The organism is Bacillus sp. 7_6_55CFAA_CT2 (assembly GCF_000238655.1).
Classification (GTDB): Bacteria; Bacillota; Bacilli; order Bacillales; family Bacillaceae_G; genus Bacillus_A; species Bacillus_A cereus.
The window spans coordinates 150,173-171,926 of sequence record NZ_JH414714.1 but is presented as its reverse complement, the minus strand read 5'-3'; the positions used below and the strand labels follow the sequence as shown (position 1 = coordinate 171,926).

Below are 21,754 nucleotides of genomic sequence, written 5' to 3'. Positions count from 1 at the left end.
CATACATGGATTGCCTTCTTCTCACTTCTCTTCCTTCGAGAAAAACATTCTTGAAATAACGATACCTATACTACCGACGATTAGGAATAACACTGCCCTAATCATCATCGATACCTCTGGTAAGTCAAGTAAGAATAACTTCCCTACCGTTACGACTAAAACGACTAAACCAGCATATAATATTTCATTCATATTTCTATTTCTTCCAAACCAAACCGCAAATAATGCATATACCATCCATAATAACGATACTGATACACTAATTACGCTTCCATCTGTAGATAAAACTTCACCGATTCTCGTAATTGTAATAAATACAATTATCATAAACCAATAGAGCACTATAGAATACATATATTTGCCGAAGCTCGCTAATACTTCTTTCGCTTCTCTCATGCAATAATAGAACGTTCCTATTAAAATAAGATGAGCAACAAAGCCTGCCGAAATAAATTGATCAAACGGGCTAAAAATAGTCTGTATCATTCCAATTGCGTAAACCGTCGCACTAACATACAATTTTATCTGTTGTTTTACTTTAATAGAAGTGACCATGCCGAGGAAACCTTGTAATAATAGTACAATCGCTGCATTCACTAAACTATACTCATATAAAATTGCTAAACTAAATGCTCCCATTGCGAAACCAAATAAGAGATTTGTAAATGTAGAATGTCTATTTTTCCTATATTCAAATACGAACATAGCGGCATGCACGATTGCACTAATAATTAATCCCCATGTTGTAAAATCAGGTATTTTTGAAATAGCTAGTATAAAGAACACTGCATTTGCACTAAATATCGCCAAACGTGGTTCTAGTATAAAACTTCTCTCCGTAAACATATGCCAAAATAATAGTAAATGAATCAAACCATATACAATCGTTAACTGTATTTGCAAGTTCTCTACTAACATTGACATAACAGCAAAGAAAACGAAAAGGACAATGGCAGCAACAGCGTAAGAAATCATATATAAGTATTTATAACGATTTTTCAACGCATACCATAATAAACTAAGTGTTAATACTGTCTCATATCCAAAGAAAATATAAGGATTAGGAGTCGTACTATTTAACAAGAATGGTACGAAGAACGCTCCGACCGCTACGAAAATAGTGAGATATTCCGATTGATATCTTTTCGCTAAATAAATACCTAAAATAACCCATGCAATATTACAGAGAAACGCGACACTTGCCGGAATAAATCCATATAAATAATGTGCTGCAAACGTTGTTAGAACAATCCCGGTAATACTTCCTCCAGCTAATACTAATCCTAACGCTTGCCGCTCTCTTTTAATTTGAATATCTCCTATATAATACAACCCGATAGATAATGCGATACCAAACACAATTCGTATCGCTGGTGTTAATAAGCCAGCATCTACCCCTGCTTTAAATAACCAGATCACTCCAAGCAACATAATACCGACAAATACACGCGGTAACCATGTTTGACAAAACTTAATAATATTAAATGGCTCTGGTTTAAAAGCAGATATATCTACTTGTTTTACCTCACGTTCTTGCAAAGGCTCTTTTATCTTAACTATTTCTTCTTTTGGCTTTTCCTCCATTACCGTTTCAATATATTCTTTCTTGTTCTTACTAACATGTTGCTGAGCGTTTTCTACTTCTATTTCCCTTTGCTTCACTTTCAATTCAGCAAGTGCTTCTTGAATTGTTTCAATTGCCGTTTCGAGTGCTTCTATTTTCTTATCCAAATCCTTCTTCATACGCTCCCCCCTCATTTGTAACTCTCATTAAACCTATATATTACCAATTATCTTTATCATACTCTTAGTCTATTCATTTTCAATAGTATTTTTTCCAAAAAAAGAAAGGCGTCTTCCAAAATCGGAAAACACCTTTTTACTCAGTTATTCTTATTTAAAACAATGCTAACGATGAAACCAAGACACATGCCTACAATAGCTGGAACAATCCACCCAACACCTTCTGTATAAAACGGAATGTATTTTAATGCTGACGTCCACTGATTCATCATTACATTTTTATTTAAAATATCAATTGCACTAAATATCGCTACAACCAAAACAGTTACTGCATATACGTATGCATACTTTCCAATATACTTATGGAATAACCCTAGAATAATAAGAGTTAATGCAATTGGATAAATAAATCCAAGAATTGGAACTGATACTTTTAAAATTTGCGTTAATCCTAAATTAGCTAAGATCATACTAACAACGCTTACTATAAATGCCCACACTTTATAAGATACTTTCGGAAATGCACTCGCAAAAAATTGACTACAAGACGTAACAAGTCCAATTGAAACACATAAACATGCGATAGTAAAAATAAGACCTAATAAAACGACTCCGCCCTGCCCAAATAATGTAGTCATAACTTGCGCTAACACTTTCGCACCGTTATCGAATGTTCCTAATGAGCCACTAATTGCCCCCACATATCCAAGGATGACATAAATAATCGATAATAATAATCCTGCCACAATGCCAGCAATACTCATATATTTCGCTAAACTTTTATCATCTTCAATACCTTTTGCACGTAATGCATTTGCAATAACAATTCCAAAGATTAAAGCAGCTAACGCATCCATTGTTAAATATCCATCTAAAAACCCTTGAAACATAGGAGCTTGTCCATAGTTCCCTATTGGTTCTTTCATATCTCCTACCGGTGTAAACATACTCTTTATAAAAATAAGTGCAATCATACATAATAATAACGGCGTCAATACTTTTCCAAACAATCCCATTAATTTAGATGGAGATAAACTTAACCAGTAAACAATACTAAAGAAAATAACTGTGTAAAACAACAATAGTCCGCTTCCTGCTTCAGGGAATAACTGACCTGGCCCCATTTCAAAAGCTAAACTTCCCGCACGTGGTATACCAAGCCCAGGTCCAATAAATACATACACGATACATGGAAAAATAATTGCAAATGAAGAATGAACCCTACCCGCTAACGTTTGAAAACTTCCTGCTTTTGCAATGGAGATAACACCTAATATAGGAAGACCTGTTGCTGATATAATAAATCCTACTAATGAAATCCAAACATGTTCTCCTGCTTCATATCCAAGGAAAGGTGGAAATATAAGATTCCCTGCTCCAAAGAACATAGAGAATAACATAAGGCTAATAAGTAAAATTTCTTTTTTCTGTAACAATTTCATTTCTTTCTCCTTCTTTAATTTCATCTTTTATGAAATCAATTTCACATATAAAAAGTACAATAACCCGCTTCCTTACAAAGAAAACATAGTCCATAGTCTATCACAAAAGAAACACCCATTCTATAGCTATTCCTCTTTTCCAATTTCTTCTGAAAAATCAACCTTTATTGACTTATAATAGTTAATAAGGTAAAATATTAAATGTACAAAATTATTAACTTTGTTTTTGTTTGTGTCAGGAGGAAAATAACATGGAATCAGCGATACAACTAGAAAGAGAACAACAAAGAAAAAAGAAACATCCTCCAGGTTTATACTTACTCTTCTTTACAGAAATGTGGGAAAGATTTAGTTACTATGGATTACGAGGATTATTAACATTATATTTAACGACAGCTTTAGTAAGCGGTGGTCTTGGGTTTAGTCCCGCATGGGCACTCTCTATTTACGGATTTTATACTGGAGCCTGTTATTTCACACCAATGATTGGTGGCTACTTAACAGACCGTTTTCTAGGTAGACGAAAAGCAATCACAATTGGTGGTATAACAATGGCAATCGGTAACCTTACACTATTTGCCTTGCAAAACCAATTAGGCCTATACCTCGGATTAGCGCTTATTATTATAGGTAACGGATTCTTCAAACCGAACATCTCTACACTGGTTGGAGAATTATACGAAGAGAACGATCCAAAACGTGATAGTGCATTTACCATTTTCTATATGGGTATTAACGTCGGGTCATTTTTAGCTCCACTCGTTTGCGGATTTTTATCAGAAAATTTATTCAAAACAACAGTTGATGGCGTTGTACATTACGGATTCCGTTACGGTTTCTTAGCCGCTTCAATCGGAATGATCATTGGACAAATTTTATTTACAACACTATCAAATCGCTTCCTTGGTAATATCGGTAAAAAACCAACTCGTGATTTACAAACAGCTGCTGGACAACCATCAGTAGGAGATACACCGTTAACAAAAAAGAAAAACAACGTACCGCAGTTATCGTCATTTTAACATGCTTCGTTGTCTTCTTCTGGGCTGGCTTTGAACAAGCTGGTAGCTCATTAACATTATATACAAACAAATTTGTAGACCGCTCTGTGTTCGGATGGGAAGTTCCAACATCTTGGTTCCAATCGGTCAATCCATTATTTATTATTTTACTTGCTCCAGTCATTTCTGCATTATGGGCAAAACTTGCAACTCGCAAGCAGGGTGATTTAAAAATCCCAACTAAAATGGGACTTGGTATGATCTTACTCGGTATCGGTTATATCATTCTCGTTATCGCTACATTAAAAACAGGTAGTGATGAACATAACATTACAGAAAAAGCAAACTTACTGTTTATCGTCTTTACGTATCTTTTCCATACGTTAGGTGAGCTATTCTTATCACCTGTCGGACTATCAATGGTTAGTGCGCTTGCTCCGGTAAAATTAGCATCTTTATTAATGGGTGTATGGCTAGCAAGTTCAGGTATCGCCAACATTTTAGGCGGACAACTCGCAAGCTTCACAACTTCACTTGGATACGCTGAAGTATTCACAGTTATTGGCGCTGTGGCAATTGTATTAGGCTGTGTTTTATTATTAATTTCTAAGAAATTAGTGAAATGGATGGATTAAAAAAGATGAGGAATTTCTCCTCATCTTTTTTATGCTGTTTTACCTTTTTCTATTGCTTGTTCGTACAGCTCTTTATGTTCTTTATATTCACTTGGTACGAAACTCTTATAGAAGAATGAGAACCAGCTGTCTCCTTTTTTATACCCTTCTTCTCGAATTTCCGCTGCTTTTTTATTCGATTTAAATCCTTCAGTAAACCACTTCTTTAACAATTCATTTCGTTCATACTTAGCAGGAACTTTTAAATCATAGTTTTCAAATGCATACTTATAGCCAGCCTTTTCTACTGCCTTTTTTGTAGACTTATAGCCTTTTTCATACGCTGTTTCATATGCCTTCACGTATACTTCTTTCTCTCTATTTTCAGGATTCTTTTCAGCTAGTTCTTTCCCTGTCTTTTCCCCTAATTCAGCTTGCTCTTTTTCAATTTTTTCTGTTCTTTCTTTATTCCCTACTTTGAACCCGTCTGCAAAGTTTACCTTAAACTCTGGAGCAACTTGACTATCGTCCATCGTCTCTTGTGCTAAACCTTGTTCTTTTCCTTTTTCAAAATGCGTTTTCTTCTGCTCTTCTAAAGACCATGCGGCTGCATAAGTCGCTTTAAACGCTTGTTTATATGCATCAGATTTTCCAGCTACATGCACTTCTGCATCATTTTTTCCTGCTTTAAAATCAGTTTCTCCATTCTTTTGACCTTCAAGTTGACCTTTTTCCATATCAGCTTGGCGCTGCGCTTCCTCTTGCTTACGTGCCTCTTCAGCTTTTCTTTGTTCCTCGGCTACACGTTGTCTCTCTTCTTCAGCTTTACGCTGTGCTTCTGCAGCACGTTGTTTTTCAGCCTCAGTATTGCGCTGTGCTTCTGCTTGTCTCTCAGCTTCTACAGCACTATTATTATTCTGACTAGGAGCTGGGCTCGTTGCGCCACTACTAGAAGCTGGTTTATTGTGATAATGATATTCCCCGTACTGTAATCCCCACTTCTCACAATTTGTACGACATGTATGTCCGCCATTAGCATCTGTACGCCCTGGATGCGCATAAGCTGAAATTGGAGCTACCAATAACGCTATACTCGTTGTTAAAAGAAGTTTCTTCACCTGTTGTCTCACTCTTGTTCCTCCCAAAATATAGAATTCTAACTTTATTATACATAAATAGAAGAATACTTAAATACGAACCGAAATATTCTATTATTTCTCAACATTAGTAAAAAAGAAGGTGAACTCTTTAAAGAGTTCACCTTCTTTTTTACTTCTTCGCCTTCGTTCCTACTAAATCACCAGCAACAACATAACGCTTAGAATTATCCTTTACAGATACACATGTAATAAGCGTTATCTCATCTTTCCCATGATCCTCTACAACTTCCCACTTATCAGGAGTCACTTCAGATACACCAGTAACCGCATACTCATATTCATTTTCATTGTCATACAAATAAATTTTATCGCCTTTTTTCAAAGAAGCTATATCACTAAATAAAACACCTTTTTTAGACATATTATGTCCTGCTAATGCGTAATTTCCTTTTCCCATAACTTGATTCTCTTTTACTGTCGCTGCACCTGATAATAAGTTTTTTTCAGTAGAAGCTTTTAAAACAGGCAGTTCTACTGAAACACTTGGAATCGAAATACGACCAATTACTTGTTTCTTATCTAATGATGCATTCGCTACTTCCGCCAAGTCTGGTTGATTAATTTTGGAGGCATCTACAAATTCCGTCTCATGCTTTTCATAATCCATCTTTTGAACAGCCTGCACATTTTCAGTCTGTTTCTTTTCAGCCTGATATCCATCATAAAATGGCTTTCCAATTAACACGCCACCTACAACAAATAGCAGAATTGCTACTATACTATAAATTCTTTGCTTATTCATACACAGTTCCTTTCCCTTACAAAATCTTACTCTATATAAAATGATAAAATAATATCGTCATATGTACAAGTATTAGCTGAAAAGAAACCTTCTTGCCGGTGCAAGAAGGTTTCTTTTTAAGCTAATTTATTTCTGTATAGTGATACGTGAAATACTGTCATTTGAATAAAGAAAATAGAAAATAGAATATATAATGGGTATCCAGGAAGATATTCATTAATAATAGGCGAAAAAGTTAAAAATCCAACTGCACAAGGTAACACAAACCATAACGATACAAATGTTGTTCGGCAAGCTTTATCCGTAATCGCTTTTTCACGTTCATCTTCTAGCGGAAATAATAATGGATACATCCAAAAAGATAAATTCTTATATTTTTTCTTTTGAATTCTATAAAAAATTGTAACTATAATTGCTCCAATAAATAATAAAATGAATGGTACTCCATTAAACCATACTTCAAATGGGAATTTCTCGTTTTTAATTATATCTGCTAACTCTGTAATAACACTATAAAATTCAACAAATGTCCAACATGCTAGTGCAGTATAGAGTACATTTATAATATAAGAAAAAACAATTCTATTCATCCTCTTCTCCCTCCTTATTTAAAACAAACACATCTTCCATCTTTAACTGGAACACATCACAAATCGTAAGTGCCAATAACAACGAAGGAACGTAATCCCCTTTTTCAATTGCTGCAATTGTTTGTCTCGTTACTCCAACCTTTTCTGCTAATACGCTTTGCGTAAAGTTAAAACGAGCTCTTAATTCTTTTACTCTGTTTAAAATGGTCAAATTTACCACCTCTCACCATTATTGTATGCTATCCTTAACAAAATGTAAACTCAACTTAACATTATTATTATAAAAAAATCCAACTCTACGTATTGTAAAGTTGGATTACGTGTTAGTTTAAAATTGTAACTTTAACTGTTCTTCTGCCCCAACTACTTGATGAACCTTTATCTGGCATTAAAACATCAATTCTATGCCCCTTAATAGCTCCACCAGTATCGGCTGCAATTGCTACTCCATAACCTTCAACATTTACAGTCTTACCTAATGGAATAACATTTGGATCTACAGCAATTAATTTCATTCCTGGGTTTGCAGTTAAGTTATAGTGTCCCCATGCAGAAAATACTTGTTGACCTGGTGCATAACCATTTTCCGCTGGATCAGCTGTATAAGCTGTAGCTTCTACATAAATTTCTTTCCCACCAGCAGTTGGCTTAGAAGGTGGTTCAGGTTGTGCAGGTTTGGTAGGTTCTACCTTCGAATTATTATTAGCAACTGGTTCAGCTGGTTTACTAGCTTTTTCCTGCTTTTGCTTTTCAGCAATTTCTGCTTGTGCTTTCGCTAAAGCTTCTTGCTCTGCTTTTGCAGCCGCTTCTGCTTTTGCACGCTCTTCCGCTGCGATTCTTGCTGCTTCTTGCTCACGAGCAATCGTTTCTTGTACTGTCTTCATATTTGATTCAATTTTAGCTTTTTCTTCCGCTGCTAAATTAAGTTGACTTGCAACTTCATTATATTTAGCTTGAACTGTTTGTAAGTTATCTTGACGTTTTTTCAAGTTATCTTGCAGTTCAGCTTGCGCTTTTGCTAATTTTTGTTTGTCTACTACTAAAGATGCTTCTTTTTCGTCAATTGTTTTCTTGTCCTCTTCAATTTGACGAAGATCTTGTTCTTGTAGACGTAAAATTTCTTTATCAGCTTCTAGAATAGTAGAAACTGCGTTCATACGTTGTAAGAAGTCTGCAAAGTTTTTTGACTCTACTACAACTTCTACTACTAAACTTGTATTTGAACTGTTTTGAACAGAAACCATACGTTTTCTCATAATATCTTTACGAGCAAGGACTTTATCCTCCAAAACGACAATTTCTTGCTTTTTTTGCTCAATCTGCTTATGTGTTTCATCGATTTTACGTTGAATAGCAGCTTGATCCTCTTTATTTTTTGCAATTGTATTATTTAAATTATGTAGTTCGTTTTCGATACCTTTAATTTCTTTACTAACAGCTTGCTTCTCTTGCTCTTTCTTTTTCATTTCTGCATCGTTTTGTTGCAATTGCTGTTGCATGTTGTTAAGTTTCTCGTCGTTTGACTCTGCTTTAACAGCGACTGTACTAGAAAGACCGATAATTCCTGCTAATACTAGACAGCTGATTCGCTTAAAATAGTTCATAATCCGACTCCCTTCTTATACAGTTATACATGATTTATTTTACAGTTTGTTTACAAAACGATTAAATACAGTTTATTTTTCGTGACGAAAAAAAGAGAATTATGAATAAAATGTAATAGATTCTTAAATATTTAACAATTCCTATATTTAAAAAATACAAAAGATGCTAAAATCCAAATATAGAGAAAATATAACTTTCGAAGGCGGTTGAAATAAATACATGTTTACTCAAAAAAAATCACTCCAACATACAATTGCTCAATTAGAAGAGCGTATACAAGAATTAGAAGCAGAATTAAAACAAAAAGATATCGAAAAGCAAGAGACTATTTCTACTATCCACGATCGTGTACAAAGCGTTATCCAAGAGCATCAACTTGTAAATAACCAACATAATACACTTCAAAATTTAGTTCAACAGTTAAGTTCATGTTTCGAAAATGTTTCAACACGTACGACACATTCCAATGAGTTAAATAATGAAATGTTACAAAAGGAACAAAGCTTAATTCAGTCTATTGCAGAAATTATTGACTGCTCTAATGAAGGAAAAGAATCCGTTCACCGTTTACTTATTGTAATTAATAAATTAGGTGAACAATCTCAACGCACGTCTAATAGTATGAATCATCTAAGCGAACGCTCAAAGGAAATCGAGCAAATTGTAGAAGTCATTCAAAACATTGCAGCACAAACAAATTTACTTGCATTAAATGCGAGTATTGAAGCCGCACGTGCTGGAGAGCACGGTAAAGGATTCGCCGTCGTTGCCAATGAAGTAAGAAAACTAGCGGAAAGTACAGCAGAAAGTACAAAAAACATCGGCAACTTAACGAAAAAAATACAAGAAGAAATTGAAAAAGCATATGATAACACAAAAGATAATTTACATTTAGTCGATGAAGGTGTAGAAATGAGCGCCGATACAAATGCTAGAATTGAAAATATTTTAGTTATGATTCAAACGTTACAAAATGGTGCTACAAATGTTATTAAGGCTATCGAAAACCAAAAGTCTTGTAATGATGACATATTACGAGAATTCGCTAACACACAACAAATGTTCCAAAAATTAAATACTACTATTATGAATCATATTCATGATGCTGAAAAAGTCGATGTTCAATTATCTAAAAGTCTTCAAGGAACAGTGACTTCTTAATTAAAATTAAGAATCCCTTATACTGCTATAAGGGATTTTTATTTTATTTTGAATATTTATTTCTTTTCAATATTCATCCATATCTTTGTTATAATGGAAAAGTTGTTTCTTTCAACTAATAAACAAGGAGGTTATTATGGAACAATTTTACTACGTTTTAAAATATTTAATTCTCGGTCTGTTCCAAGGACTAACAGAACCAATTCCGATTTCTTCAAGTGGTCATCTCGTTTTAGCACAACATTTGCTAGGACTAAAAATAGAAGGGTTTAGCTTCGAACTACTTGTTAATTCAGCTTCATTATTAGCTGTATTACTTATTTATAGAAATGATTTAATTCGTCTAACGAAGAATGGTCTCTCTTATATATTTACAAGAGCAGAAGACGCAAAATCAGATTTCTTCTTTATTATTTATCTTGTTATTGCAACCATTCCAGCAGGTGTTATTGGTGTTTTATTTAAAGATTACATCGATCAGTACTTAAAAGGTGTGAAGATGGTTGGGGTTTCCCTTCTTATTACTGCTGTCGGCCTTTGGATTATTAGAAATTTACGCGGTCGTAAAAATGATGGCGACCTTTCTATGAAAGATGCAATCATCGTCGGATTAGCACAAGCTTGTGCACTGATTCCCGGAATAAGCCGATCTGGTGCCACAATCGTAGCAGCAATGTTACTTGGTATGAAGCAAGAAACAGCTCTTCGCTTCTCATTCTTACTATACATTCCTGTTAGCTTAGGTGGCTTATTGTTAAGCATTACAGACATTGCAAATGACCCAAATCTAGACACATTATTCGTACCATATGTCGTTGCATTCATCGCAACATTTATCATGACGTATATTTCACTAAAATGGTTTATGAACATTATGGCAAAAGGAAATTTAAAATATTTCTCTTTCTATTGTATTATCGTAGGTGTACTTACTCTTATTTTCTTATAAAGTAAAACTTACAAATTAAAAGCGAGTCATCTAGTGTAATAGAATGACTCGCTTTTTTATACCTTTATTCAGTTAAAACCTATTATTCGCTTATAATTTTCAGAATAGTATAATATTTATCGAATTCACTATTACAGTAATTCTATCTTTCCTACTATTATCGTAAAAGAGGTGTTTATATGTTTATAGTTACTAAACTCATTCACATTAAGTACGAATATGAAAATGAGCTACTTTATGGGCTTAAACAATATTATCCTTTCCCCGGAACGAACGGTTGTATTAACATAGAGTTTTCACCTGTTCATCGTACAAATGATAAGGCAGAGTATATGATTCGTATGTTATGGAAAACACAACAAGATTACCATACATGGCTTTCTCAAAAAGAAGGCAATGAAACTTTGAAGCACAAAATACAAGGCTATATCCTTTCTTCCAAATCAAATGCTACCTATGTGCATTAACCCTTCTCTTTTTATTCCTTACGAGGGCCAAAATGATAAAGTGAAACTTTAATCAGCCCTCATCAATTGGGCTGTTCACAAATAACGAGATAAGGACCTCTTACTTTTCATACTGTAAGAGGGCTTCTCCTATGCATACACTTTCTTCTCTTGACAATACAAACGAATAACATGTTTATTTTCTTGAAATACATCATGCGTCAGCCGAATAATAATAAAGTTTCGTTTTGTTTGATCATCATGAACAAAAATCTGTTCTCCCTCCTGAAAACGCCATGCACTTTCAAAAGTCGTAATATGATCCCCACTTACAGAAAAAAGTTCATATCGCATCTCTTGTACCCTCTCTCAACTTATATAATCACAATATCCTTATATTAATTTATTATAACTTAATTCCTATCAAGTTAGTAATTTTTTCTATTTCGAAAGGTTTTAACTTTGTATTTAAATATTTTTAGCGCTATAATGATAAACGAATTTTTATTGAAAGGAGTTTTACTTTGACTGCATATTTATTTCCAGTGAAAACAGCATTTATTTTATTTCCTTTTTTAGCAATGTTTCTTTTAATCCCTTTTTTAATATTTAATTATCGAAAATACGGTTATTTAAATAAATGGCGCTCATTTATTTTATACTCATTATTACTTTACTTATTAAATGCCTATTTTCTTGTTATTTTGCCGTTGCCACAAACGTTTGATACTTGTAGCCTACAACCGGCTAATACACAACACATGCAACTCGCACCATTTTATTTCATACAAGAGATTAGTAGTCATACATCGGCAGTTTTAACGAAACCAGCTACTTATTTCTACTTATTAAAAGAGTCTGCGTTTTTACAAGTTGCCTTTAACGTTCTATTAACTGTTCCATTCGGTATTTACTTACGTTATTATTTCCGACGTAGTTTCTTACAAACAATTTGCATTTCCTTTTTCCTTTCACTATTTTTCGAGCTAACACAAGTGACTGGATTATACGGTATATACAATTGTGCATACCGATTATTTGATATCGATGATTTGTTTTTAAATACATTAGGTGGCGTAATTGGTTTTATCATTGCACCAATATTTACGTACTTCCTTCCGAAGACAAACGAGTTAGATAGTCATATTGATTTGGAAACGAAACCAGTCGGATTCATTCGTCGCCTTATCGCGATGCAAATTGATTGGATTTTCTTATCTATCGTCGTACCTGTCGTTAAAAACAAAGGAAATTCTTTCTTCGTTTCTAATATGCAATCTTACACCAATATGTATGAACTCATTTTCATTACGTGTTCAATCCTTATTTACTTTATTATTATTCCATACTTTACTAACGGAAAAACAATTGGGAAAGCATTGCTTCGCATTCACGTGAAAGGAAAATCAAATCGTATTACATTAAAAGAACTATTTATTCGCTACGGTATATTTTATTTTGCGTTAGGCGGAATCAATTATATTCTTTCTAGTAGCTCTATTTTAAATCACACAGAGCCTTTAGTATTACTCGTTACATTGTTATTCTTATTCATCATTAACGGCCTATTTATTATTCATGTTTTACTACATGTATTTAGCCGGGATAAACTACTATTTTATGAACATATTAGTCATACAAGAAATGCAATTACACTAAAAAAAGCTGACAAATAATTATTTGTCAGCTTTTTCTATATACATAATGTGAAACTTTAATCAGCCCTCACCTAACTTCTTTGCTTCCACTGAATTTTGACGTAGGGGTCTTACTGCCTGACAAATAGCGGGATAAATAACTTCTCCGCATAAGGATTAAAAAACATTCCAAGTTCATCTAGAGATTTCCTCACCTGTAAAAACGAATGAAACTCTGGATATATATATTGTAATTGTTCATACGATAATGTATGCATTTTCCCCCAATGTGGACGCCCTTCATACTTTAGAAAAATCTTTTCCACTTCGCCAAAGTAAGCAGCATATTTCATACCTTTATACATATGAACAGCGATATATGCTGAATCTCTTCCATAGGCCGGACTAAGCCATATATCATCCCCTTTCACATAGCGGCATTCGATTGGGAAGTGCACCTTATACTTTTTCTTTTCAATAAGATTTGAGATTTCTTCTACAACCGTCCTCATATACTTTGAAGGAATGCTATACTCCATTTCATAAAATGGCACCGTACGTGATGTAGCAAATACTTCATAGCACGGGCCAATTATTTTTGTGTTTGGTACAGCTTTAGCTGATAACCGACTCACGCCTTTACTTATAGAAGGAAACCATTTACATCCTTTAGATAGTAAAGAGAACATCCTATTTTCAAGTAACTCCACCTTTAGTTTATGCCATTTCAAATCACTGCCTTTATTCGTTGTTTCGTTCGTAAGTTTCACTTGTACTTCATCAGAATAAGGAAAAACGAAAAATTCAAAATGACGATGCTTCTTATATTCTTCTAGTTTGTTCATTACAGTGGATAATGACTGTTTTTCACTTTCATAAACGAGTGAATACGCTGGAATAACCTTCAATTTTATCTTTACAATGATACCTAACATTCCAAGTGACAACTGAAACGCTCTCCAATATTCTACGTTCTCAGCTTCCGAACAAACTATACTCTCACCATTAGATAGAACTGCCGTAATCTCTATAACTTGTGTTGATAAACTCCCAAAGGTAATACCCGTTCCATGAGTCCCCGTACTAATCGCTCCTGCAATAGATTGCGAATCAATATCCCCTAAATTTTCTTGCGCATAACCTTTTTCCTCAAGTAACTTCCCTAAATCATATAACTTTGTTCCTGCCCATACTTCAGCAACCATCTTCTCTGCATCAATATTCACAATACCCTTCAATTCATCTAAAGAAACTAAAACTTCTTCCGTTTGCACAAGGGGAGTAAACGAGTGTCCTGAACCGACAACACGAATTTTCTTTCCCTTTTTTCGCGCAAGCCCCACAACTTCTACTACATCTTGTATACTTTCTGGATACATCGTATAATGCGGCGTTCCTTCTACATTCCCTGTCCAATTTCTCCACTTTTGTCCCTTTATAGAAAGCATTGGCCATCCCCCCGATATGTTGAATACTCCCCGACAATCTCTCCTTTTTTAACACGATATAAAAAAGGAAAGCGTTCACATAATTCACCAGCCTTACTATGACGAAACAAAATGGTCTCTCCTATATCCACTCGTTCCTCGCCGTTATAAAAAATTGGCGTTTGTACCTCGCCAGCACCTTCTAAAGCTAATAATTTTGCACCCTTCGGTCTCCAAACTTCAGGCTCTTTATCTTTTCCAACTGCTCCTGAAGCAATATATCCACCACCTAGGCAAGTGTAAATAAACGGGACTGGTTTACGAACAACTGGTAAGGCAAATCCGACCGCTGGATGAAATTTCACCTCTTTATAATAATCAAACAGCTTCGGAGAATAAAAAGCAGAACCTATTGTAATCTCTGAAACTGAATTATCTTTCTCGGTTGTTTTTATGCTTCCTGTTCCGCCTCCATTTACAAACCTTAGCTCAATACCAATGTTTTGTATTGCTTTTACAATATGTTCTCTTCTTTCTTTAACTTCTAGCACTGATTTCTGCTTTAAATACGAAATCACTTTACTTTTCAACCATTGATTCGGTATATAATCGCCCACCCCGGCAATTTGAGCTTCATATCCCATTACACCATCTAACATTAAATATGATGACCTTCTCACCTTTTCTACTACTTTCAACGCATCCTGCACATTTTTTACTGGGGACCTTTGTACACCAAAATGAAATTGAAAGAAGCGACTACTCATATCAATATCCAAACAAACACGAAAACATCCTTTAGATTGCTCAGCAATGTTTTCTAAATACACAATATGCTCTTCACAATCCACCATACAAGTTATAATGAAACCTTTCTTTGTTAACAAACTAATTTCATACAGAGCTCTTTCATCGTAAGCAGGATATCCAAGCAATAAATCATTAAATCCTTGTTCTATTAAAAATAAAATCTCTCTAGGTGAAAAGCACATAATACCTTGAAATCGATCATTTGCAGCTAGTATCTTTTGCATAATCGGAACAGAGCGTAACGATTTACTCGTTATACGAATCTTTTTATTTCCACTTAACTCTATAATCGATTGAATATTTCTATCTAAAGCCACTTCATCCAAAAATGCACACGGTAATGGAACTTCTTTAAAAATTCCTCGATCCACATTTTTCTCTCCTCTTCTCAATATGTCTTATACATATTGGAAAGAAAGTGTGATTTTCCTGTTTGCAAATAAAAAAAGTTTCTTCTTTACGAAGAAACTTTTTGAAACTACTTCATAGAAATAGTCGCCTCTACTGGATAATGATCAGAGTAATCATTATACGTATATTTTTGGAACCATGATGTAACAGTCCATTGTGGAGATTGCGGCTGTAACACCTTATTCTCTATATACGATGGGTTCGCATGGTCTTTACTTGCAATAATATAATCTAAATACTCAGCAGGACTATCAGGGAAATTATATTTTGCAATACTGTTTGTCGTTGCGTCCCAAGTCGCTGTATGTCCAGTATAAGATGGTACAGAAGCGTTCAATGTTTTAAACATAGATGCATACTCTGAGTCATTCTTGTTCTCTGCATTTATTTTATTTACGTTCATATCACCACCAATTAACACATACTCATTATTTGGTATATTTTTATTTTTAATAAAGTCTTGAATTTCTTTTAATTGGTCTGTACGTACAGATGCAGGTGAAGTTTTTCCGCACATACTATCTTCCGCTTGCAAATGCGTACCAATTACATGAACAAAGCGATCATTTTTCTTAATTTTCGTGTATACAAATCCTTTATTCGATAAATTATCTGGCCCGCATCCTTTTGCAAATACATATTGAATCTTTTCAGCGATTGGCCATTTGCTCACAATCGCAACGCCACCATCTTCAGGAGTTGAAGATGAATAGTTTCCTAACGTTTTATCCCATTCACTTCCACTACTACGACCTAATACTGCTGTTTGATTTGGATATTCTTTCTTCAAATTCCCTAATAAACGATCTGATGCGCTATTATCAAACACTTCATTTAATATAACTACGTCTTGATTCTTTATATAATCTGCCGCCCCGATTAAATCAGCACGCTCAGTTTGTCCCCAGTTCGGATATAAGTTTGTTGATAGCATATATACATTATGCGTCATCACTTTTAATGTATCGTTTTGATTTGTAGACGCTTCTGCTTGAGCTGACGTTCCGCTATATAAAGCTCCTAAACCAACACCTAAGCTAAGTACACCTTTTAGCAATTTACCTTTCACGTTTCATACCTCCATGTATTGTATAGTGATAAAAAGGCCAAATACTCTATTCTGAGATTTGACCTTTTTTAAATATTTAACGATTTCCGTACGTATCAAACCAAAGCTGAATATATCCAGCAGTAACACGTTGTGCATCCATTAAACGCTTACCTGTCATTGGTGTAACTTCAGCGCGCCATTTATCTGCATATTCTTGTGATACAGCAGCTCTCACGAACCAATCTTTCGTATTATCATTTACAATGCCAGCGTAATCTTGTTTCGCAACTACTGCCGCTCCATGAATCCAATCTTCTGGATTCGTACCTTTCCAGTTCCAATATCCATTTCCATCCGTTACTTTATAGTTATCTTTTATCGTATCTACAAAGTTTTCATATTTAGAATGGAACCCTTGTGGATACGAAAGGTTCGTAAAGTTTGCTGCATGCATCGGTTGGTTTACATCCCCTAGATAATGAAGAGATAATCCTAAATAGAAGAATGCTTGTTTCATATCTTTATTTTTGTAAGACTCACCAGCTAATTTAAAATACTTAGCTCCAGTTTCCTTTGCCTGCTTTGCATACGGAATATAAGTTTTCCCATTGTCAGGGTCATAGAAATGTGAAGCAAATGTGCTATTATCATAGTAAGGATTTTCATAGTCAGCAGCATAAATACCGTTCTCTAACTCCGTACGCCATTCATTTAATAGTGCAACTCGATCTTGTTTTACAAGTGTTGTATTACGAGACATAATATCAATTGCACGGTTTACAATCCATAAATGAGAATTCACGCCTTCTTTATGTTTATCTTCAGCAGACCAGCGCGGAATAACTCCAAATCTCTGTCCCCCATCATTTTCATGAGCAAATGCAACACTTTGTAATGGAGCAACTAATGTAATAGCTGCCGCTAAAGCAAGTACTTTCTTTTTCATATAAAATCCTCCATTTTATAATTGAATTATTGTAAACATTTTGTTAGGATCCTATGATGTCGTCCGGTTAACCTATGACTAGAATATCCCACCTTTCACGAAATTTCTATCAATAAATTAAAATATGCAAATGTTCATATCATTATAACTTTATACACAGTGAATATAATGAATGAATACACTTTCATTTTAATAAACTATTATTAAGGCTTGTACTAAACTAATAGTAAAAAAAGAGTAAAGCATCTGAATGCTTTACTCTTTTTTTCTATTCGATAATATACTTGGCAATTGTACATTAACTGCTAACTTATGAATAAATCCAAACACTAATCCAATCCCAATAAATATGTATAAGATTGTAAATATCTTTCCGAAATCAGTTTGCGGACTAAAATTCCCATCACCGACAGTCGTCAACGTGACCACACTAAAATATAAAGCGTCAATAGGACGTAATTCTTCAACTGTACTATAAAAAATCGTACCCGATATTAAAGTCAAAATTGTTAATACGAATAATACTTGAAATTCTTTATCTTTCCACGCCCGTAAACAGGCTCTTAACATTCGCTTTAAAGTTAACAAAAATGAAAGCATTAGATTCTCCCTTCCAAACAAAAATACATTTAGTCAAAGGAAAGTCTATCACCTTTCAGTATAGAAAAAAAGTAGCCCTCTTCTATTTCTAGAAAAGGGCTACTCTATTCAATTCTATCTTATTTAGGTGAAACAAGAATTTTCACTTGTGTTTTATCTTTTACAAGTGCTTCAAATCCTTCTTCAACAACTTGATCGACTGTAATTTTTTTCGTAATTAATTTCTCTGCTTGAATTTGACCAGAGCTAATTAATTTAATAACAGCTGGGAAGATGTGACGGTATCCTAAAATACCAATAACTTCTTTTTCTTTTAATACTAAGTTATTTGGAGTAATTGTTGCGTCTTTTTCCCATACACTAACAATTACAGTTTGTCCTTCGAAGCTTGTACTTTCAATCGCTTGGCGTAGTACAACTTCAACACCTGTTACTTCAAAGCTAACATTTACACCTAAACCATTTGTTAAGTTACGAATTTCAGCTAACACATCTTGAGTTGCTGGATTTAATACATAATCCGCACCTGCTAATTTCGCTAACTCTTGACGTTCTTTAGAAAGTTCAACTGCAATAACAGGAGTTGCTCCTGCTGCTTTAGCTGCTTGGATAACAAGAAGTCCAATTGGACCGCAACCAAATACTGCTACTGCTTCCCCTTCTTTTATTTTACTTTGACGTACTGCATGAACTGCTACTGCTGCTGGTTCTACAAGCGCACCTTGTTCATACGTCATTTCATCTGGAATGTGATGAACCATATCTTCTGGTACTACTGTATATTCAGAGAAACCGCCGCCTTCTCCGCCAAGACCGTGGAAAACAAGTTGTTCACAAACATTGTAATGTCCATGTTTACAAGCTTCACATTTACCACAAGAATAAATTGGTTCTACAACAACGCGGTCTCCCACTTTATGAGATGTAACTCCTTCACCAATCTCTATTACCTCACCACTAAACTCATGACCTAAAATAACAGGTGCTTTCACATGCGTTAATGGATGTTCTTCTGTTGGAATAAAAATAGGCCCTGCTAAATATTCATGCAAGTCTGTCCCACAAATACCACACCATTTAACTTTGATTTTCACTGTTCCTGGTTTTACTGTTGGTTCTGGTACTTCTTCTACTCGTACATCACGTTGATTATGCCAAAGTAGTGCTTTCATTTTATACATCCCTCTCTATGTATATACTTAACCTGGTGAAGTTTACAATTCTATTATAATACTTCTATCCATATATTTCAAAAAAACAATCGCATCTCTACTAATTTTTTACAAATAACGTTCAATATTTTGTCACTTTGTACTTTTTTCCACATCTGTTAATTCAATTTCATTGCAGGTGAAATTAGCATTGTGCCATAATAGCATAGGAGAGGTGAATATCGCTTGAAACATTTTATTTACTTTATCGTTATCGTGGCTTTTTTAGATACATTTTCACAATTACCTATTATGAGTACTTTCGCTCAAAGCCTTGGAGGAACCCCTCTTATTATCGGGCTAGTTGTCGGTATGTACTCATTCGCTAATATGATCGGTAATATTATTGCTGGAGCAGCTGTCGATAAATTTGGTGACAAAAAAAATCCTTTATATAAGCATGGGAATTACGAGTTTCATAGTCTTGTTATACACCGTTGTTCAAAGTGGTGAACAACTATTAGTTGTTCGCTTTATGCATGGATTTAGTGATGGCTTTTTAATTCCTGCTGCCTTTACATTCTTATCAAAACAAACAAATGCAAAAAGACAAGGAAAAGCAATGGCTCTATCTGGTGCTGCTGTTGGAACAGCCGCAATCGTAGGACCGGCTTTCAGCGGTATTATGAAAGCAACAGCTGGCGTAGAATGGGTCTTCATTACTATTTCTATTTTAATGGCTCTTGGTACGATCGTATCTCTATTCTTCTTACCAAATAACGTATCAAGAAAAGATACATCAAGAACGCAAATGATGAACAAAGAAGATATGGTTGAACTTTTAAAATCAGAACCGTTATTACAAGCATATATTGGTGCTTTCACATTAATGTTTTCACAAGGAATTGTCACTTATATGTTACCAGTAAAAGTTGAGGCATTAGCGCTTAAAGCATCCACAACAGGCATGATGTTAAGTATATTTGGTATAACTGCTATCCTCTTCTTCTTGCTTCCAACAAATCGTATTTACGATCGATTTAATCGTTCGAAACTAATGCTAATCGGAATTGCAGTTATGGCATTCGCATTATCTTTACTCGGATTATTTGCTACAAAAGGTATGCTCTTTATCGTAATGATGATTTATGGAATTGGATTCGCAATCCTCTTCCCGTCTATTAACGCTTTACTCGTTGAAAATACTACAGACGATAATCGCGGAAAGGCATTCGGATTATTTTATGCCTTCTTCTCATTAGGAGTTGTTGCTGGCTCCTTTACAGTCGGCGCAATCGGAGCATCACCTAGCATCAGCTTCATTATCGGGACAGCATTTTTATTAACATTTGCTGGGATGATTTATGTAAGAAGCAAAGTAAAAAAGACAATGATGGGATAATCCATCATTGTCTTTTTTAAAATGCATATTGATATAATCCGTAATATAATGGAAGCGTTGGAATAATGCCAATTAATTTAAATATAAAAGGTAACGGCTCATCTCGCTCTTCATATAAACGAAAAACAAAAACTGCAGTTAAAGTCCAAATGACGCTAAACAAGAAGATACATTTCCAAACAATTGAGGTTAATATTTGTATATCAAATACAAAACCAAAGAGCCCTATCCACGTAATAATAGAAACTACAAAGTCAAACTTTTGAATTGGTGTTTGAAACATGCCCCTTACTAACGAAATAATAGCTAACATTGCTACAATAACTAAATATATTTTCCAAAGCATTATGATAATCTCCTATTCAATTCAACTTTTAACTTTCAATAAGCCGTATTTAATAAACAATATAGCATTATATTTTTCATAGAAATAATACAATGGATAACAAAATAAGAAGAAAATAAGTACAGTTGGTACATCATCTATAATAGAAAAATATTTTACTAGTAATTCCTTAATACTCTCTCCAATTATAATAAACAGTGGAATGATACAAATTGCTGCTAATATTAAGCACGGTGTGATTCTCATTTCTTTTAACTTCACCTTGCAGTGTGGACATCTGAATGAAAAAGGATGCGGGAGATCAATAATATGTTGCGCAGTAATCTCTCCTTCACACTGTGGACATTCAATTATTTCTTTCATTTAACTCAACTCCTTTCTATCTACAAAAAGAGCACTATCCAATAGCGCTCTTTTACTGCCGAATATATTACTTTTGTGTGTAACCAAGTAACAATGTAAATAAATTAAACTGTAAAGGCAATACTACATTTCTTCTTTTACAAAAAAGGTGTATAAA

Annotated in this window: 19 protein-coding genes and 3 pseudogenes; 6 read left to right on the top strand and 16 right to left on the bottom strand. The window is 34.3% G+C overall.

From position 1 onward, the window contains the following. Positions 1-21: 21 nt before the first annotated feature. A complete protein-coding gene (locus tag HMPREF1014_RS26500; protein WP_000710923.1) occupies positions 22-1,743 on the bottom strand; it encodes a DUF2339 domain-containing protein in 1,722 nt (573 codons plus the stop codon). Between the two features lie 140 nt (positions 1,744-1,883). Next, on the bottom strand, positions 1,884-3,185 hold the full coding sequence (gene brnQ1, locus HMPREF1014_RS26495; protein WP_000771700.1) for a branched-chain amino acid transport system II carrier protein BrnQ1: 1,302 nt from the start codon (positions 3,183-3,185) through the stop codon (positions 1,884-1,886). A gap of 251 nt (positions 3,186-3,436) precedes the next feature. On the opposite strand from brnQ1, the pseudogene HMPREF1014_RS26490 reads away from it, so the two are divergent. Then, positions 3,437-4,821 (top strand): annotated as a pseudogene (locus tag HMPREF1014_RS26490) (peptide MFS transporter). Positions 4,822-4,850: 29 nt separating this feature from the next. Here the strand turns inward: HMPREF1014_RS26490 and HMPREF1014_RS26485 are convergent. From HMPREF1014_RS26485 to HMPREF1014_RS26465, 5 genes are all read right to left on the bottom strand, one after another. Next, entirely contained in the window at positions 4,851-5,930 is a 1,080-nt protein-coding gene (locus HMPREF1014_RS26485; protein WP_001249811.1) for a YHYH domain-containing protein, read from the bottom strand. Between the two features lie 139 nt (positions 5,931-6,069). Then, positions 6,070-6,702 (bottom strand): class A sortase, encoded by a 633-nt coding sequence (locus HMPREF1014_RS26480; RefSeq protein WP_001041724.1) that lies wholly within the window; start codon positions 6,700-6,702, stop codon positions 6,070-6,072. 116 nt (positions 6,703-6,818) lie between these two features. Then, positions 6,819-7,292 (bottom strand): DUF2178 domain-containing protein, encoded by a 474-nt coding sequence (locus tag HMPREF1014_RS26475; protein ID WP_001080043.1) that lies wholly within the window; start codon positions 7,290-7,292, stop codon positions 6,819-6,821. After that, positions 7,285-7,503, bottom strand: coding sequence for a helix-turn-helix transcriptional regulator (locus tag HMPREF1014_RS26470; protein ID WP_000154019.1), 219 nt, complete (start codon positions 7,501-7,503; stop codon positions 7,285-7,287). Before HMPREF1014_RS26470 ends, HMPREF1014_RS26475 begins: the two co-directional genes overlap by 8 nt. Before the next feature lie 112 nt (positions 7,504-7,615). After that, positions 7,616-8,896: a 3D domain-containing protein gene (locus tag HMPREF1014_RS26465; protein ID WP_001105774.1), complete on the bottom strand. Its 1,281-nt coding sequence runs from the start codon at positions 8,894-8,896 to the stop codon at positions 7,616-7,618. Positions 8,897-9,527: 631 nt separating this feature from the next. Here HMPREF1014_RS26465 and HMPREF1014_RS32700 point away from each other — a divergent pair. The 3 genes and pseudogenes from HMPREF1014_RS32700 to HMPREF1014_RS26450 form a co-directional block, all read left to right on the top strand. Next, positions 9,528-10,058, top strand: a pseudogene (locus HMPREF1014_RS32700) (methyl-accepting chemotaxis protein); the annotation flags it as partial. Between the two features lie 136 nt (positions 10,059-10,194). Beyond that, complete coding sequence (locus tag HMPREF1014_RS26455) at positions 10,195-11,007, top strand: undecaprenyl-diphosphate phosphatase (protein ID WP_000434796.1); 813 nt, start codon at positions 10,195-10,197, stop codon at positions 11,005-11,007. A 179-nt stretch (positions 11,008-11,186) separates the two neighbouring features. Beyond that, positions 11,187-11,474 (top strand): hypothetical protein, encoded by a 288-nt coding sequence (locus tag HMPREF1014_RS26450; protein ID WP_000471237.1) that lies wholly within the window; start codon positions 11,187-11,189, stop codon positions 11,472-11,474. Positions 11,475-11,603: 129 nt separating this feature from the next. Here HMPREF1014_RS26450 and HMPREF1014_RS26445 read toward each other — a convergent pair whose 3' ends face one another. Continuing rightward, entirely contained in the window at positions 11,604-11,807 is a 204-nt protein-coding gene (locus HMPREF1014_RS26445; RefSeq protein ID WP_001268331.1) for a hypothetical protein, read from the bottom strand. A 170-nt stretch (positions 11,808-11,977) separates the two neighbouring features. Here HMPREF1014_RS26445 and HMPREF1014_RS26440 point away from each other — a divergent pair, with 170 nt between their 5' ends. Next, a complete protein-coding gene (locus tag HMPREF1014_RS26440) occupies positions 11,978-13,129 on the top strand; it encodes a VanZ family protein (protein WP_000128013.1) in 1,152 nt (383 codons plus the stop codon). Between the two features lie 92 nt (positions 13,130-13,221). Here HMPREF1014_RS26440 and HMPREF1014_RS26435 read toward each other — a convergent pair whose 3' ends face one another. From HMPREF1014_RS26435 to bdhA, 6 genes are all read right to left on the bottom strand, one after another. Then, on the bottom strand, positions 13,222-14,538 hold the full coding sequence (locus HMPREF1014_RS26435; protein WP_000948948.1) for a D-arabinono-1,4-lactone oxidase: 1,317 nt from the start codon (positions 14,536-14,538) through the stop codon (positions 13,222-13,224). Further along, positions 14,526-15,698: an amino acid deaminase/aldolase gene (locus HMPREF1014_RS26430; RefSeq protein WP_000373780.1), complete on the bottom strand. Its 1,173-nt coding sequence runs from the start codon at positions 15,696-15,698 to the stop codon at positions 14,526-14,528. Before HMPREF1014_RS26430 ends, HMPREF1014_RS26435 begins: the two co-directional genes overlap by 13 nt. Before the next feature lie 107 nt (positions 15,699-15,805). Next, a complete protein-coding gene (sph, locus tag HMPREF1014_RS26425; RefSeq protein ID WP_000676797.1) occupies positions 15,806-16,807 on the bottom strand; it encodes a sphingomyelinase C in 1,002 nt (333 codons plus the stop codon). A gap of 76 nt (positions 16,808-16,883) precedes the next feature. Then, positions 16,884-17,735 carry a phospholipase CerA gene (gene cerA / locus HMPREF1014_RS26420; RefSeq protein ID WP_000730997.1) on the bottom strand — a complete coding sequence of 284 codons (852 nt, stop codon included), beginning with the start codon at positions 17,733-17,735 and terminating at the stop codon, positions 16,884-16,886. A gap of 255 nt (positions 17,736-17,990) precedes the next feature. After that, complete coding sequence (locus tag HMPREF1014_RS26415) at positions 17,991-18,335, bottom strand: potassium channel family protein (protein ID WP_000948209.1); 345 nt, start codon at positions 18,333-18,335, stop codon at positions 17,991-17,993. Between the two features lie 119 nt (positions 18,336-18,454). Continuing rightward, the gene (gene bdhA, locus HMPREF1014_RS26410) at positions 18,455-19,507 is read right to left on the bottom strand and encodes a (R,R)-butanediol dehydrogenase (RefSeq protein ID WP_000645826.1); all 1,053 of its coding nucleotides are present in this window, start codon (positions 19,505-19,507) and stop codon (positions 18,455-18,457) included. 225 nt (positions 19,508-19,732) lie between these two features. Here bdhA and HMPREF1014_RS26405 point away from each other — a divergent pair. Beyond that, a pseudogene (locus HMPREF1014_RS26405) lies at positions 19,733-20,888 on the top strand (MFS transporter). A 16-nt stretch (positions 20,889-20,904) separates the two neighbouring features. Here HMPREF1014_RS26405 and HMPREF1014_RS26400 read toward each other — a convergent pair. Both HMPREF1014_RS26400 and HMPREF1014_RS26395 read right to left on the bottom strand, forming a co-directional pair. Then, entirely contained in the window at positions 20,905-21,234 is a 330-nt protein-coding gene (locus HMPREF1014_RS26400) for a hypothetical protein (protein ID WP_000964465.1), read from the bottom strand. A gap of 21 nt (positions 21,235-21,255) precedes the next feature. Continuing rightward, positions 21,256-21,597, bottom strand: coding sequence for a YcnL family membrane protein (locus HMPREF1014_RS26395; protein ID WP_000658666.1), 342 nt, complete (start codon positions 21,595-21,597; stop codon positions 21,256-21,258). Between the last annotated feature and the right edge of the window lie 157 nt (positions 21,598-21,754).

Excerpts from the sequence above, each read along its gene's own strand:
- brnQ1 (WP_000771700.1), bottom strand. The coding sequence starts at position 3,185 with ATGAAATTGTTACAGAAAAAAGAAATTTTACTTATTAGCCTTATGTTA.
- HMPREF1014_RS26450 (WP_000471237.1), top strand. The coding sequence starts at position 11,187 with ATGTTTATAGTTACTAAACTCATTCACATTAAGTACGAATATGAAAAT.
- HMPREF1014_RS26455 (WP_000434796.1), top strand. The coding sequence starts at position 10,195 with ATGGAACAATTTTACTACGTTTTAAAATATTTAATTCTCGGTCTGTTC.
- bdhA (WP_000645826.1), bottom strand. The coding sequence starts at position 19,507 with ATGAAAGCACTACTTTGGCATAATCAACGTGATGTACGAGTAGAAGAA.
- HMPREF1014_RS26435 (WP_000948948.1), bottom strand. The coding sequence starts at position 14,538 with ATGCTTTCTATAAAGGGACAAAAGTGGAGAAATTGGACAGGGAATGTA.
- HMPREF1014_RS26445 (WP_001268331.1), bottom strand. The coding sequence starts at position 11,807 with ATGCGATATGAACTTTTTTCTGTAAGTGGGGATCATATTACGACTTTT.
- HMPREF1014_RS26480 (WP_001041724.1), bottom strand. The coding sequence starts at position 6,702 with ATGAATAAGCAAAGAATTTATAGTATAGTAGCAATTCTGCTATTTGTT.
- HMPREF1014_RS26395 (WP_000658666.1), bottom strand. The coding sequence starts at position 21,597 with ATGAAAGAAATAATTGAATGTCCACAGTGTGAAGGAGAGATTACTGCG.
- HMPREF1014_RS26465 (WP_001105774.1), bottom strand. The coding sequence starts at position 8,896 with ATGAACTATTTTAAGCGAATCAGCTGTCTAGTATTAGCAGGAATTATC.
- HMPREF1014_RS26415 (WP_000948209.1), bottom strand. The coding sequence starts at position 18,335 with ATGCTTTCATTTTTGTTAACTTTAAAGCGAATGTTAAGAGCCTGTTTA.
- cerA (WP_000730997.1), bottom strand. The coding sequence starts at position 17,735 with ATGAAAAAGAAAGTACTTGCTTTAGCGGCAGCTATTACATTAGTTGCT.
- HMPREF1014_RS26400 (WP_000964465.1), bottom strand. The coding sequence starts at position 21,234 with ATGCTTTGGAAAATATATTTAGTTATTGTAGCAATGTTAGCTATTATT.
- HMPREF1014_RS26475 (WP_001080043.1), bottom strand. The coding sequence starts at position 7,292 with ATGAATAGAATTGTTTTTTCTTATATTATAAATGTACTCTATACTGCA.
- HMPREF1014_RS26500 (WP_000710923.1), bottom strand. The coding sequence starts at position 1,743 with ATGAAGAAGGATTTGGATAAGAAAATAGAAGCACTCGAAACGGCAATT.